The organism is Neisseria sp. P0020.S003 (genome assembly GCF_051957095.1).
GTDB classification, from domain to species: Bacteria; Pseudomonadota; Gammaproteobacteria; order Burkholderiales; family Neisseriaceae; genus Neisseria; species Neisseria subflava.
The window spans coordinates 24,215-38,140 of the sequence record NZ_JBQCWU010000003.1; the positions used below are offsets into that span (position 1 = coordinate 24,215).

At 52.6% G+C, this 13,926-nt stretch carries 13 protein-coding genes; 7 read left to right on the plus strand and 6 right to left on the minus strand.

Annotated elements, in window-relative coordinates; genetic code table 11:
• Positions 1–59: 59 nt before the first annotated feature.
• Entirely contained in the window at positions 60–566 is a 507-nt protein-coding gene (luxS, locus tag ACTHTQ_RS03035) for an S-ribosylhomocysteine lyase (RefSeq protein WP_440363054.1), read from the minus strand.
• A gap of 54 nt (positions 567–620) precedes the next feature.
• Positions 621–944, minus strand: coding sequence for an iron donor protein CyaY (gene cyaY, locus ACTHTQ_RS03040; protein WP_036472792.1), 324 nt, complete (start codon positions 942–944; stop codon positions 621–623).
• Positions 945–994: 50 nt separating this feature from the next.
• On the opposite strand from cyaY, the gene lptM reads away from it, so the two are divergent.
• Positions 995–1,186, plus strand: a complete 192-nt coding sequence (lptM, locus tag ACTHTQ_RS03045) for an LPS translocon maturation chaperone LptM (RefSeq protein ID WP_440363055.1) — start codon at positions 995–997, stop codon at positions 1,184–1,186.
• Positions 1,187–1,203: 17 nt separating this feature from the next.
• A complete protein-coding gene (gene lysA, locus ACTHTQ_RS03050) occupies positions 1,204–2,424 on the plus strand; it encodes a diaminopimelate decarboxylase (RefSeq protein ID WP_440363056.1) in 1,221 nt (406 codons plus the stop codon).
• 110 nt (positions 2,425–2,534) lie between these two features.
• Here the strand turns inward: lysA and ACTHTQ_RS03055 are convergent, their stop codons facing one another.
• Complete coding sequence (locus ACTHTQ_RS03055) at positions 2,535–2,762, minus strand: SlyX family protein (protein WP_004518924.1); 228 nt, start codon at positions 2,760–2,762, stop codon at positions 2,535–2,537.
• A gap of 1 nt (position 2,763) precedes the next feature.
• A complete protein-coding gene (locus ACTHTQ_RS03060; RefSeq protein ID WP_440363057.1) occupies positions 2,764–4,137 on the minus strand; it encodes a Na+/H+ antiporter family protein in 1,374 nt (457 codons plus the stop codon).
• Positions 4,138–4,501: 364 nt separating this feature from the next.
• Between ACTHTQ_RS03060 and ACTHTQ_RS03065 the strand changes: the two genes are divergently transcribed.
• The 4 genes from ACTHTQ_RS03065 (at position 4,502) to adhE (ending at position 8,854) form a co-directional block, all read left to right on the plus strand.
• Positions 4,502–5,821 carry an MFS transporter gene (locus tag ACTHTQ_RS03065; RefSeq protein ID WP_070749794.1) on the plus strand — a complete coding sequence of 440 codons (1,320 nt, stop codon included), beginning with the start codon at positions 4,502–4,504 and terminating at the stop codon, positions 5,819–5,821.
• A gap of 323 nt (positions 5,822–6,144) precedes the next feature.
• Entirely contained in the window at positions 6,145–6,597 is a 453-nt protein-coding gene (locus ACTHTQ_RS03070; protein WP_440363058.1) for a hypothetical protein, read from the plus strand.
• Between the two features lie 68 nt (positions 6,598–6,665).
• Complete coding sequence (locus ACTHTQ_RS03075) at positions 6,666–6,965, plus strand: hypothetical protein (RefSeq protein WP_440363059.1); 300 nt, start codon at positions 6,666–6,668, stop codon at positions 6,963–6,965.
• Positions 6,965–8,854, plus strand: coding sequence for a bifunctional acetaldehyde-CoA/alcohol dehydrogenase (gene adhE / locus ACTHTQ_RS03080; RefSeq protein ID WP_440363060.1), 1,890 nt, complete (start codon positions 6,965–6,967; stop codon positions 8,852–8,854). The genes ACTHTQ_RS03075 and adhE overlap by 1 nt, the downstream gene beginning before the upstream one ends.
• A gap of 261 nt (positions 8,855–9,115) precedes the next feature.
• On the opposite strand, the gene leuS is transcribed toward adhE, so the two are convergent.
• On the minus strand, positions 9,116–11,848 hold the full coding sequence (gene leuS, locus ACTHTQ_RS03085) for a leucine--tRNA ligase (RefSeq protein WP_440363061.1): 2,733 nt from the start codon (positions 11,846–11,848) through the stop codon (positions 9,116–9,118).
• A gap of 203 nt (positions 11,849–12,051) precedes the next feature.
• On the minus strand, positions 12,052–12,384 hold the full coding sequence (locus tag ACTHTQ_RS03090; RefSeq protein WP_440363062.1) for a hypothetical protein: 333 nt from the start codon (positions 12,382–12,384) through the stop codon (positions 12,052–12,054).
• Between the two features lie 204 nt (positions 12,385–12,588).
• Between ACTHTQ_RS03090 and dnaJ the strand changes: the two genes are divergently transcribed.
• Positions 12,589–13,746: a molecular chaperone DnaJ gene (gene dnaJ, locus ACTHTQ_RS03095; RefSeq protein WP_254321446.1), complete on the plus strand. Its 1,158-nt coding sequence runs from the start codon at positions 12,589–12,591 to the stop codon at positions 13,744–13,746.
• Positions 13,747–13,926 lie beyond the last annotated feature (180 nt).

The following is a 13,926-nucleotide window of genomic DNA, read 5'->3' on the forward strand; positions in this document are numbered from 1 at the left end:
CTTAGGCCGTCTGAAACTTGTCATATAAAGTTTCAGACGGCCTTTACTGTCATGGCGGATTAAGCGTTCAACAGGCTTTCGTCCAATGTCAGCTCTTCGTTTTTATTGACGGCGACTTTGCGTGTCAAAACGTTTTGGGCGATTTCGTGTGCTTCGGCAAGCGAGTGCATCAGGTAAGTGCCGCATTGGTATTCGTTCAACTCGGGGATTTTGCTTTGGTCTTGAACGGTCAAAACATCCTGCATTGAAGCGAGCCATGCGTCGGCCACTTTTTGCTCGTCGGGCGTACCGATGAGACTCATGTAGAAACCGGTGCGGCAGCCCATCGGGGAAATGTCGATGATTTCAACGCCGTTGCCGTTTAAGTGGTCGCGCATAAAACCGGCGAACAGGTGCTCCAGCGTGTGAATGCCTTTTTCAGGCAGGATTTCTTTGTTGGGAATGCAGAAACGCAGGTCGAATACGGTAATGGTGTCGCCTTTGGGCGTGGTCATGGTTTTGGCCACGCGTACGGCAGGGGCGTGCATACGGGTGTGGTCGACTTTGAAACTGTCTAGTAGGGGCATTTGGGTGTCCTTTGAGGTAAATAGATTTTTAGCTAGGGATATTTGAAGACTGAATCACAATTCCGCAATCTCAACTGCTTCGCCTGAAGCCTCGCTCAGTGCTTCGTTTAAAACGTCGTAGAAATCGCGGCTGTCGCGCGTTGCCAGCCATTTGCCGTTTTGCTCGGCGAAATGGTAGCCGCCGCTTTTGGCGGCAATCCACAATTCTTGGTTGGGCGTGTGGCGGTTGACGATGATTTGCGTGCCGTTTTCGGCTTCGATGGTCAGTACGTTTCCGGCAAACTGGCAGTCGAAATCCCAGCCGTTTTCATCGATTTGGTCTTCGATGTGTTCGAACAATTCTTCGCTCATGCGGATGAATTCGCTTTCTGTCATCATGGCTTTTTGTGTGGTTTTTGTTTAAGATACCGAATCTTGCCACATTCGTAATGATGAAGAAAGTTTTACTGATGAAATACGGCGTATTTTTTGCAGCGGCAACGGCTCTGCTGCTCTCTGCCTGCGGCTACAAAGGCGATCTCTACCTGCCCAAAGAAGGCGACAAGGCACACTTCGGCGTGATTCAAACCGGCTTGAAATTCGATACGGCCAAAGAACCGACTACTCAAACCAACGATTAAAAAAAGACTTCACAAACATGACTTTATTCTGCGAACAACTCCCTTATACACACCTTGCCGAAGAGTTTGGTACGCCACTTTATGTGTACAGCAAATCTGCGCTGACCGAGGCGTTTGAAAACTACCAAACCGCGTTTGCTGCTTTAAATCCGCTTGTCTGCTACGCAGTGAAAGCGAATGGCAACCTGAGCATCATCAAGCACTTTGCTTCTTTGGGGAGCGGTTTTGACATTGTATCCGGCGGCGAGTTGGCGCGTGTTTTGGCGGCAGGCGGCGATGCGGCGAAAACGATTTTTTCCGGTGTGGGCAAGAGTGAAGCAGAAATTGAATTCGCACTGAATGCAGGCGTGAAATGCTTCAATATGGAGAGCATTCCCGAAATCGACCGCATTCAGAAAGTTGCCGCGCGTTTGGGTAAAGTCGCTCCGGTTTCCCTGCGCGTCAACCCTGATGTCGATGCCAAAACCCATCCTTATATCTCCACCGGCCTGAAAGCCAACAAGTTCGGTATTGCCTATGCCGATGTGCTTGAGGCCTATCGTCATGCTTCCCGACAAAACCATTTGAAAATCGTCGGTATCGACTGCCATATCGGCTCACAACTGACCGACCTCAGCCCGCTTGTCGAAGCCTGCGAACGTATCTTGGCCTTGGTCGACCAACTGGCAGATGAAGGTATTGTGTTGGAACACTTGGACTTGGGCGGCGGTGTCGGCATTGTTTACCAAGATGAAAATGTGCCTGATTTGGGTGCGTATGCCAAAGAAGTTCAAAAACTGATCGGTACACGCCGTCTGAAACTGGTTCTCGAGCCCGGCCGCAGTTTGGTCGGCAATGCAGGTGCGTTGTTGACGCGCGTTGAATTCGTCAAACATGGCGAAGAGAAAAACTTTGTGATGGTCGATGCGGCGATGAACGATTTGATGCGTCCGGCGCTTTATGATGCCTATCATCACATCGAAGCGGTCGAAACCAAAGACATTGAGCCTTTGACGGCCAATATCGTCGGCCCGATTTGCGAAACCGGCGACTTTCTCGGCAAAGACCGCACCATCGCCTGCGAAGAAGGGGATTTGCTGCTTATCCGCAGCGCCGGTGCGTATGGCTCAAGCATGGCGAGCAACTACAACACGCGCAACCGTGCGGCGGAAGTGTTGGTTGACGGCAGCGAGTGTACACTTATCCGTCAACGTGAAACCGTCGAGCAGCAAATGGCCAACGAATTGGCTTGTTTGTAAGGTTTGATTGTTTAAAAGGCCGTCTGAAAGCTTGATTAACTTTCAGACGGCCTTTGTTATGTGTTATGAAAGAAAAGGGCGTGTATCCAACACGCCCTTTTTTTAGTTTATCAATAATGCGGCGGAATCTCGTCGCGCAGGCTGTACGGTTCACGTTCGCCGTTTGCGCCTTTGTCCTGCATCCGTTGATACAGAAGCCGCAACTGGCCTTGCTGCAAATCCAAAGCCTGCTGCATCTTGGCGATGGTGTCGTTCAGGCTGCCGATTAAATCTTCCTGCAAGGCCGTCTGAATTTCCAGCTCCGTGACGCGGTGTTCCAATTCTTGAATATCGCTCATATTACAGCACCATCGCGGCAATCCAGCCGGCAGCCATCAGCGGGATATTGTAGTGGATAAAAGTCGGGATAACCGAATCGCGGATGTGGTCGTGTTGACCGTCGGCGTTCAAACCCATGGTTGGGCCGAGTGTCGAGTCGGAAGCAGGAGAGCCAGCATCGCCCAGTGCACCGGCCGTGCCGACGATGGCAACGGTCGCCATAGGCGAGAAGCCCAAGCTAATGCACAAAGGCACATAAATCGCGGTGATAATCGGTAAAGTCGAGAAGGATGAGCCGATGCCCATGGTCACCAGCAAGCCGACGCACAACATGGTCAATGCGGCCATGCCTTTATTACCGCCGAACAAAGCCATGCTGCGTTCGACCAAAGGCTGAATGTCGCCGGTCGCGTTCATTACAGCGGCGAAACCTTGTGCCGCAATCATAATAAAGCCGACCATCGCCATCATTTTGATGCCTTCGCCGAAGACATCGCTGGCGGCAGAGCGGTTCATCACGCCCAACATCATAAACACAGCAAAGCCCAACATAGCGCCCAACACCAGCGAACCATCATACAAAAGCTGAATGGCAAAACACACGGCAATCGCCACGGCCGCCACCAAGCTGCGATAGGTTGACGGCTCTTGTTGTTGCACTGCCGCACGGTTGTCTTCCGTGTCAGTGGTATTGTTTTGATAAATACGCGGCTTGCGGTAGTGCAAAAAGGCCAGCAGCAAGCCGGACACCATGCCCAAAGCCGGAATCGCCATCGCATGCATCACATTGATGCCGCTGGTGTCCATGCCTGCCGAGCGGATATTGCCCAACATGATGTCGTTCAAGAAAATGGCGCCGAAACCGTAAGGCAGGAACATATAAGTCGTTACCAAGCCAAACGTAATCACGCAGGCCACCAAGCGGCGGTCGAGTTTCAAACGGTTGAACACCAACAGTAGCGGCGGAATAATCATCGGGATAAACGCAATATGAATCGGCACAACGTTTTGGCTCATCACACCCATGCACAAAATAATCGCCAGCAGCAGCCATTTGACCGCACCTTCGCCTTTCGCATTGCCTTCGCCGCCGTTGAGTTTGCGGATAATCACGCCGGCGAGCTGTTGCGGCAGACCGGAATGCGTGATGGCCATGGCAAACGCACCGAGCATGGCATAAGACAGCGCGATTTGCGCCCCGCCTTTCAGGCCTTCGTTAAAAACAGGAATAATCCCTTGCTGCACCACATCGCCGGCCGCGTTGGTTACATTCTCCAAGGGCATACCGGCCACCAAGCCGCCGACAAACGCGCCGACAGCCAAGCTGAGCACCACATGCACGCGCGATAAAGACAGCACAAGCATGATGATGACCGCAATTACAACCGCATTCATATCGTTCTCCGTTGTTCAGACGGCCTGTTATGTAAAAACAGGCAATCATCTGTTTACATATTACAAATAAACATCATAACCCAAGCATGAAGCCTTTGCAAAAAACGGCAGGCCGTCTGAAAACCAGATCATCAACTCTCAGACGGCCTGAAGTGATTTCTTGTTTTATGTTTCAAAATGGTATGCGGTTTATCGCCGAGATTAAGATATTCAAAAATAGCCAAAAAAACGCGCGTTTCCTATTCTTTGCATATTGTATAAATGTTAAAATCGACACAATGCTCTATTTTTAGGTTTGTAGCTGAAACTCAAGCAGTTATTTATAAAATCTAATTCGATAATACACAAATAAAGGAAAGAAGTTATGGATATTCTGACGCGGCTGCACAATCTGCCGCCCTCCCGCTTCCATTACAAACTTTTGGTGTTGGTCGGCATAGGCTGGCTGTTTGATGCCATGGATACAGGCTTGGTGTCGTTTGTATTGCCGGCTTTGGGCAAAGATTGGGCGCTGGCTCCGGCGCAGTTGGGCTGGATTGTCAGTATTGCCTTCGTCGGCATGGCCTTGGGCGCGGTATTCAGCGGCTGGCTGGCGGACAGGTTCGGACGGAAAACCGTTTTTGCCGGTACGATGGTGGTGTACAGCATTGCCACAGGCTTGTGCGCACTCGCGCCTGACTTGGCGGTTTTGCTGGTGTGCCGCTTTTTTGTCGGTGTCGGTTTGGGTGGCCAACTGCCCGTCGCCGTGTCGCTGGTCAGCGAATATGCGCCGCCGAAAGTACGCGGCCGTTTTATTGTGTTGTTGGAAAGCTTTTGGGGCTTGGGCTGGCTCTCGGCCGCGCTGGTGTCTTATTTCTTTATTCCGCAAACCGGCTGGCACAGCGCGTTTTTATTCGGCGCCTTACCCCTGTTTTATGTGCCGTTGGTGTTGAAGTTTGTTCCCGAATCCGTGCCTTACTTGCTTTCCCGCGGCAAAACCAACGAAGCGCACCGTTTGGTATCCGCGCTGGAAACTCAATCGGGCATCACGCCGCCGACAGAAGCCGTTGCCGCCCCGGCCGCCCCGCGCGAACGCATCCGCTTCGTCCAACTTTGGCAACATCCGTTTGCACGGCGCACGCTGATGCTGTGGCTGGTTTGGTTCGGCATTGTGTTTTCGTATTACGGCATTTTTACTTGGTTGCCCAAATTACTAGTCGAGCAGGGTAATACCGTGGTCAAAACCTTTGAATATGTGCTGGTGATGATTGTTGCGCAACTGCCCGGCTATATTGCCGCCGCGGCTTTGGTGGAAAGAATCGGTCGCAAAGCAACGCTGGCAGGCTTTCTGGCCGCTTGCGCCGTGTGCGCATGGTTTTTCGGGCAAAGCACAACTGCGGCCGAAGTCATGATCTGGGGCAGCCTGATGTCCTTCTTCAACTTGGGTGCATGGGGCGTTTTGTACACCTACACCCCCGAACTCTACCCCTTGCGCTTCCGTGCCTTCGCATCCGGCTGGGCAGGCGCCATCGGCCGCGTCGGCGGCATACTCGCGCCCATGGTAGTGGCGGCGATGGTGGGCAACAGCGGCGGCTTCGGCAATATCTTTATGATGTTTGCGCTGGTTATGCTGCTGATTGTGGCGGTAATCTTGGTATTGGGTGAAGAAACCAAAGGCCGTACGCTGGAAGACATCAGTCAATAAAAGGCAGACATAAAACAAAGGCCGTCTGAAAAATATTTTTCAGACGGCCTTTGTTTTATTTTGATTATGTAATTTTAATACATTGGTTTTCTGTTCTTATTTTAATATGCGGGGAAAGCGACCAAGAATGACCGTCTTTGGTTTCTTTAGGATAAAACCATTATACTTCAATAAATTAAAATGAATAAATGATAAAGATGCTGTCTGAAAAGTTCAATCATGGTTTGTGATGTAGGTCAAAGCAGAATGTAACTAAATTACTTATAGTAATCGTAGTGAAAATTTATTGACCTTATTGCCATCTTTTATTAAGGAGATACACCATGAACGCATCAGCCGACAACGTCGTCAGCCCAGCCGTAGCCGAGGTAAATAGCCTGGTTGAAAAGGGTTTGCGCGCGTTGGATGAGTTTCTTAAGTTGGATCAGGAGCAGATTGATTTTATTGTGGCCAAAGCCTCTATCGCCGCGCTGGACAAACATGGTGTACTCGCCATGCACGCGGTCGAAGAAACGGGGCGCGGTGTATTTGAAGATAAAGCGACCAAAAACCTGTTTGCCTGCGAAAACGTCGTGCGCTGCCTGCGCGATTTGAAAACCGTGGGCGTCATCAGCGAAGACGATGTAACCGGCATTACCGAAATCGCCGATCCGGTCGAGGTCGTCTGCGGTATCGTGCCGACCACCAATCCGACTTCCACCACCATTTTCAAATCCCTGATTGCGCTGAAAACCCGCAATCTGATTATTTTCTCGTTCCACCCTTCCGCCCAGTAGTGTTCCACCCTTCCGCCCAGTAGTGTTCCACCCTTCCGCCCAGTAGTGTTCCACCCTTCCGCCCAGTAGTGTTCCACCCTTCCGCCCAGCAGTGTTCCGCCCACGCCGCCCAAATCGTGCGTGATGCCGCGATTGCCGCCGGCGCGCCGGAAAACTGCATCCAGTGGATTGAAAAACCGTCTATGGAAGGCACTTCCGCGCTGATGAAGCATCCGGGCGTGGCGACGATTTTGGCGACCAGCGGCAATGCGATGGTGGAAGCCGCTTATTCCTGCGGCAAACCCGCGCTCGGCGTCGGTGCGGGCAACGTGCCTGCCTATGTTGAAAAAAAACGGCAAACATCCAGCAGGCGGCACACGACATCGTGATGTCCAAAGCGTTCGACAACGGCATGATTTGCGCCAGCGAACAAGCCGTCATCGCCGATAAAGAGATTTATAAAGAGCTGGTCGAAGAGTTCAAATCCTACGGCGTGTACTTTGCCAACAAAAAAGAAAAAGCCATGCTCGAAGACTTCATCTTCGGCGTTACGGCAAACTGCGCCAACTGCGGCGGCGCGAAACTCAATGCCGCCGTTGTGGGCAAACCGGCGGCGTGGATTGCCGAACAGGCTGGGTTTAAAGTCCCTGAAAAAACTAACATCATCATCGCCGAATGCCGCGAAGTCGGCCCCAACGAGCCGCTGACCCGCGAAAAACTCTCGCCCGTACTGGCGATGCTCAAAGCAGATTCCACCGAACAAGGCTTGCAGTTTGCCGAACAAATGGTCGCCTTCGACGGCTTGGGACACTCCGCCGCCATCCATACCGCCGACCATGAATTGGCAAAAACCTTCGGCACCCGCGTCAAAGCCTTGCGCGTGATTTGGAACTCGCCTTCCACCTTCGGCGGCATCGGCGACGTTTACAACGCCTTCCTGCCGTCTCTGACCTTGGGCTGCGGCTCTTACGGCAAAAACTCCGTCGGCGGCAACGTCAGCGCAGTCAACCTGTTAAACATCAAAAAAGTAGGCCGTCGGAGAAACAACATGCAATGGTTCAAAGTACCCGCCAAAATCTATTTCGAGCGCGATTCCATCCAATACCTGCAAGACATGAAAGACTGCGAAAAAGTCATGATTGTGACCGACCGTTTGATGGTCGATTTGGGCTTCGTCGATAAAGTGACCCACCAGCTCCACCAACGCAAAAACAAAGTAACCATCCAGCTTTTCACCGACGTCGAAGCCGATCCGAGCGTCCAAACCGTCTATAAAGGTACGGACTTGATGCGTAGCTTCCAGCCGGACACCATTATCGCGCTGGGCGGCGGTTCGCCGATGGACGCAGCCAAAGCCATGTGGCTCTTCTACGAGCAGCCGCAAGTCGATTTTGAAGACTTGGTGCAAAAATTCATGGACATCCGCAAACGCGCCTTCCGCTTCCCCGAATTGGGCCGCAAAGCCAAATTCATCGGCATCCCCACCACATCGGGCACCGGCTCCGAAGTCACGCCGTTTACCGTCATCAGCGACGGCGACAAAAAATACCCCATCGCCGACTACTCGCTACCCCCGACCATCGCCGTCGTCGATCCCGCGTTTACCATGACCGTTCCCGCTGGCGTAACCGCCGACACCGGTCTGGACGTACTGACCCACGCCGTAGAAGCATACGTTTCCGTGCTTGCCAACGACTTTACCGACGGCCTCGCCCTGCAAGCCATCAAGCTCGTGTTCCAATACCTCGAACGCTCCTACAAACACGGCGCGTCCGACCCCGAAGCACGCGAACACATGCACAATGCCTCCACCATCGCAGGCATGGCGTTTGCCAATGCGTTCTTGGGCATCAACCACTCGATGGCACACAAAATCGGCGGCAAATACCACGTTCCTCACGGCCGCGCCAACGCCATCCTGCTGCCGCACGTCATCCGCTACAACGGCACGCGCCCGCAGAAAACCGCCACCTGGCCGAAGTACAACTACTACAAAGCCGACCTGAAATATCAGGAAATCGCCCGTACCTTAGGCCTGCCATGCAGCACACCGGCAGAAGGCGTCGAATCCTTCGCCCGCGCCTGTCATGAACTGGCGGTCAACGTCGGCATCAAAATGTCGTTGAAAGAGCAGGGCATCGATGAGAAAACCTTCATCGACGGCCGCAAAGAACTGGCCATGATGTCTTTTGAAGACCAATGTACCCCGGCCAACCCACGCCTCGCCATGGTGGCCGATATGGAAGAAATCCTGACCAAAGCCTATTACGGCGAATAAAATCGGGTAGTAAAAAAGGCCGTCTGAAACCTGAATATAGGGTTTCAGACGGCCTTTCTTTATTCGGCTAAACCTTGTTTTTATCAAAGCGAAGGTTTTCATTTGAATACTATGGTTCAAAAATATCTTTATGATTTTGATTTAATTGAAAACCTTACATTTAAATGAAATAACGGTTAGAATTGAAAGCCAAAATAAAAGGCCGTCTGAAAACCAAGTTTCAGACGGCCTTTATCCGTATGGCTAAACCTTAAAAGCGGTTTAGACGACGATATTCACCAAGCGTCCGGGAACGACGATGATTTTCTTGGCGGGCTTGCCTTCCATGAATTTCACCGCGCCTTCGGTGGCGAGTGCGGCGGCTTCGAGGTCGGCTTTGGAGGCGTCGGCGGCGACGGTGATTTTGCCGCGCAGTTTGCCGTTGACTTGAACCATCACTTCGATTTCGGATTTGACCAAGGCGGCTTCGTCGACTGTCGGCCAGCCTGCTTCCCACAGTTTCGCGCTGTTCAATTCGCTCCATAGGGTTTCGCAGATGTGCGGCACGATGGGCCACAGCAGGCGTACGGCGGTTTCCAATACTTCTTGGGCGACGGCGCGGCCTTGTTCGCTGCCGGTGTCGGTTTTGTCGTATTGGTTGAGCAATTCCATCACGGCGGCGATGGCGGTGTTGAACTGCTGGCGGCGGCCGTAGTCGTCGCTGACTTTGGCGATAGTGGAATGCAGTTTGTGGCGCAGGTCTTTGAGTTCTTTAGACAAATCGTCTTGGCTGCCTGCAAACGCTTTGACCGCGCCGCCTTGTTTCAGGTATTCGTAAACGGTGCGCCACAGGCGGCGCAAGAAGCGGTGTGCGCCTTCGACGCCGCTGTCGCTCCATTCGAGGGACTGCTCTGGCGGTGCGGCGAACATCATGAACAGGCGGGCGGTGTCCGCGCCGTAGGCGTTAATCAGTTCTTGCGGATCGACTCCGTTGTTTTTGGACTTGGACATTTTTTCCGTGCCGCTGATGACAACGGGCTGCCCGTCGGCTTTGAGGACGGCGGAAACGGGGCGGCCTTTGTCATCGAAAGTCAATTCGACATCGGCGGGGTTGATCCAGTCTTTGCTGCCGTTGGCGTTTTCGCGGTAGTAGGTTTCGCAGACGACCATGCCTTGCGTGAGCAGGCGTTCGAACGGTTCGTCCACGCTGACCAAGCCTTCGTCGCGCATCAGTTTGGTGAAGAAGCGCGCGTACAAGAGGTGCAGAATCGCGTGTTCGATACCGCCGATGTATTGGTCGACCGCGCCCCAGTATTTCGCGGCTTCAGTCGATACCATGCCTTCTGCGAACTTGGGCGACATGTAGCGGAAGAAATACCAGCTCGATTCCATGAAGGTGTCCATGGTGTCGGTTTCGCGTTTCGCCGCGCCGCCGCAGCATGGGCAGGTGGTTTCGTAAAATTCGGGCATTTTTGCCAAAGGCGAACCCATGCCGTCGGGGACGACGTTTTCAGGCAGGACGACGGGCAGTTGGTCGGCTGGCACGGGGACGTCGCCGCATTGTTCGCAATGGACGATGGGAATCGGGCAGCCCCAGTAGCGTTGGCGCGAAATACCCCAGTCGCGCAGGCGGTATTGGGTTTTCGGTTCGCCTGCTCCGATAGCTTGTAATTTAGCGGCGACAGCATCAAATGCTGTCTGATAATTCATGCCGTCCAGTTCACCTGAGTTGATTAAGACCATGAAGTCATCTTTGACTCCATACCATACTTGCCATTTATTAGGCATAAACGGCAAATCTCTTGAATCGGAACCACTACCATCACCATAACCAGCACCACATCCGGAACCACCACCAAAACCCATAGCCTCTTCTTGCTCTGGCGAAAGTCCGATTGTTATGCGTTGTAAAACCTGCTTTTTAGGCAGATTGTATTTGGTGGCGAACTCGAAATCGCGTTCGTCGTGCGCCGGAACCGCCATCACCGCGCCGTCGCCGTAGCCCCACAATACATAGTTGGCAATCCACACTTCCAGCTTGTCGCCGTTGAGCGGGTTGACGACGTAGCGGCCAGTCGGCACGCCTTTTTTCTCCATCGTCGCCATGTCGGCTTCGGCAACGGAGCCGGCTTTGCATTCGGCGATAAATGCCTGCAATTCGGGTTTGTCGGCGGCTGCGGCGGTTGCCAGCGGATGTTCGGCGGCAACGGCAACATAAGTCGCGCCCATCAGCGTGTCGGGACGGGTGGTATAAACTTGCAGAAATTTCGCGTAATCACCTTCCAAACCTTGTTTGCTGTCGTCTGAAACGGCAAAGCGCACGGTCATACCGCGAGATTTGCCGATCCAGTTGCGCTGCATGGTTTTGACTTGTTCCGGCCAGTGTTCCAGCTTGTCCAAGTCGTTGAGCAGCTCTTCGGCGTAATCGGTGATTTTGAAGTAATACATCGGAATTTCGCGCTTTTCGATCAACGCGCCCGAACGCCAACCGCGCCCGTCGATGACTTGCTCGTTGGCAAGGACAGTTTGGTCGACGGGGTCCCAGTTTACCGTGCCGTTTTTGCGATAGACGATGCCTTTTTCAAACAGCTTGGTAAACAGCCATTGTTCCCAGCGGTAGTATTCGGGTTTGCAGGTGGCGACTTCGCGCTCCCAGTCAATCGCAAAACCCAGGCTTTTGAGCTGGGTTTTCATGTATTCGATGTTGTCGTAAGTCCATGCGGCAGGGGCGACGTTGTTTTTCATCGCCGCATTTTCCGCAGGCATGCCGAACGCGTCCCAACCCATGGGCTGCATGACGTTGAAGCCGTTTAAGAGTTTGAAGCGGCTCAATACGTCGCCGATGGTGTAGTTGCGCACATGCCCCATGTGCAGCTTACCGCTGGGGTAAGGGAACATGGAAAGGCAGTAGTATTTGGGTTTGGAAGCGTCTTCGGAGACGTTGAAAATACGGGCGTCGTCCCATTTTTTCTGCGCCGCAGGCTCAATGGCGGCGGGTTGATATTGTTCTTGCATGATGTTTCGCTTTGTACAAAAGGCGTTGGAAAATAAAATCAAACGCAGATTATAGCGGATTCAGAAGCGGATTGCTTGTGTCGTAACATCATGTCAACCGCTTTGTTTAGCATTGTTGTTTCCCGTTTGTTTTGATGTGGAAGAACGCAAACAATCAAAAGGCCGTCTGAAAACAGGGTTTCAGACGGCCTGAGTATGAAAGGTTAACGGTAAGTCTGGCAACGGACGGCTTCTTCCTTGCAGAACATTTCCGCATGCTGGCGGCGGCATTGCTGGATCACATCCAAGCGGGCGCGGCCGTGGTTGACGTTTTCAGCACGGAAGGTGTCGGTAAATGCCGACAACGTGCACACATGAACTTCGTTGTTTCTGCGTGCGGAACGCTCGTCCAAACGTTCGCTCAGCAGGCGGTTTACTTGGGCAGTCAGCGCTGCCACCTGACGCTCCAGTGCCGCAATGCGTTCGCTGTCGGAAGGTGCGGCTTGGGCAGCGGTCGCCATCAGCATCAGGCATAAAAAGGAAGCAACTTTTTTCATTATGGAAGAAAACCTTTCTAATATAAAACAGCGACATAGGGTTAAATATTCTTTCACTTTAAGGCCATTATCATGCTTTGACAAAGCGAGGGAGGCCGTCTGAAACAAAATTTTCAGACGGCCTTAAAAATATCGACTTGAGTTTTTTACCTTCCGCCCACATATCCGACCCAGTTCAAACTTATTCAAAACACTATCAAAATTATGAGTACCCAAGATTATTACGAAACCCTTGGTGTTGCCCGCAGCGCTAGCGACGATGAAATCAAAAAAGCCTACCGCAAGCTGGCAATGAAATACCATCCCGACCGCAATCCTGACAACAAAGAAGCGGAAGAAAAATTTAAAGAAGTCCAAAAAGCTTACGACACCTTGTCTGACAAGGAAAAACGTACCATGTACGACCAATACGGCCATGCCGCGTTCGAACAGGGCGCAGGTGCGGGCGGATTCGGTGGCTTTGGCGGTTTTGGCGGCCAAGGCGGATTCGGTGGTGCGCAAGGCTTCGATTTTTCCGATATTTTCAGCCAAATGTTCGGCGGTGGCGGCAGCGCAGGCGGCCGTCAGCCGGATTACAGCGGTGCGGACTTGCAGGTCGGCATAGAGATTTCGCTTGAAGAAGCCGCCAAAGGCGTGAAAAAACGCATCAACATTCCGACTTACGAAGAATGTGATGTCTGCCACGGCTCAGGTGCCAAACCGGGCACATCCGCATCGACTTGTTCGACCTGTCACGGCTCAGGCACGGTACACGTCCGTCAAGCTATTTTCCAAATGCAGCAGACTTGTCCGACTTGTCACGGTACAGGCAAAGAAATCAAAGACCCTTGCGTCAAATGCCGTGGCGAAGGCCGCACCAAAACCAGCAAAACAGTTGAAGTCAACATTCCGGCAGGCATCGACGACGGTCAACGCATCCGCTTGAGCGGCGAGGGCGAGCCGGGTCAACACGGCGCACCGGCAGGCGATTTGTACGTCAATGTCCGCGTAAGACAGCACAAAATCTTCGAGCGCAACGGCTTGGACCTGCATTGCGAACTGCCGATCAGCTTTGCCATTGCCGCATTGGGCGGCGAAGTCGAAGTGCCGACTTTGGACGGCAAAGTCAAACTGCACATTCCGAAAGAAACGCAAACCGGCCGCCGCATGCGCGTGAAAGGCAAAGGCATCAAGTCTCTGCGCTCCAGCTCGACCGGCGATTTGTACTGCCACATTTTGGTTGAAACACCGGTCAACCTGACCGATCGTCAGAAAGAGTTACTGGAAGAATTTGAAAAAATCTCCTCCGGCCTCGATCTCAGCCAAACCCCGCGCAAGAAATCGTTTTGGGAAAAAGTAGGCGATTTGTTCTCCGATAATTAATCGCTGTGAAAAAGGCCGTCTGAAACCTGCTTTATAGGGTTTCAGACGGCCTTTTGTTTTTCTTTCTGTTGCTTCAAGCCATGAATTGTCTTACAATTCGCGCTTCACTCTTACGGGAGTAGCCATTCGGCGCAATGCCGAAACCGTTGTCAACATAATCGGCTTGTGCGGCCGTGGTAG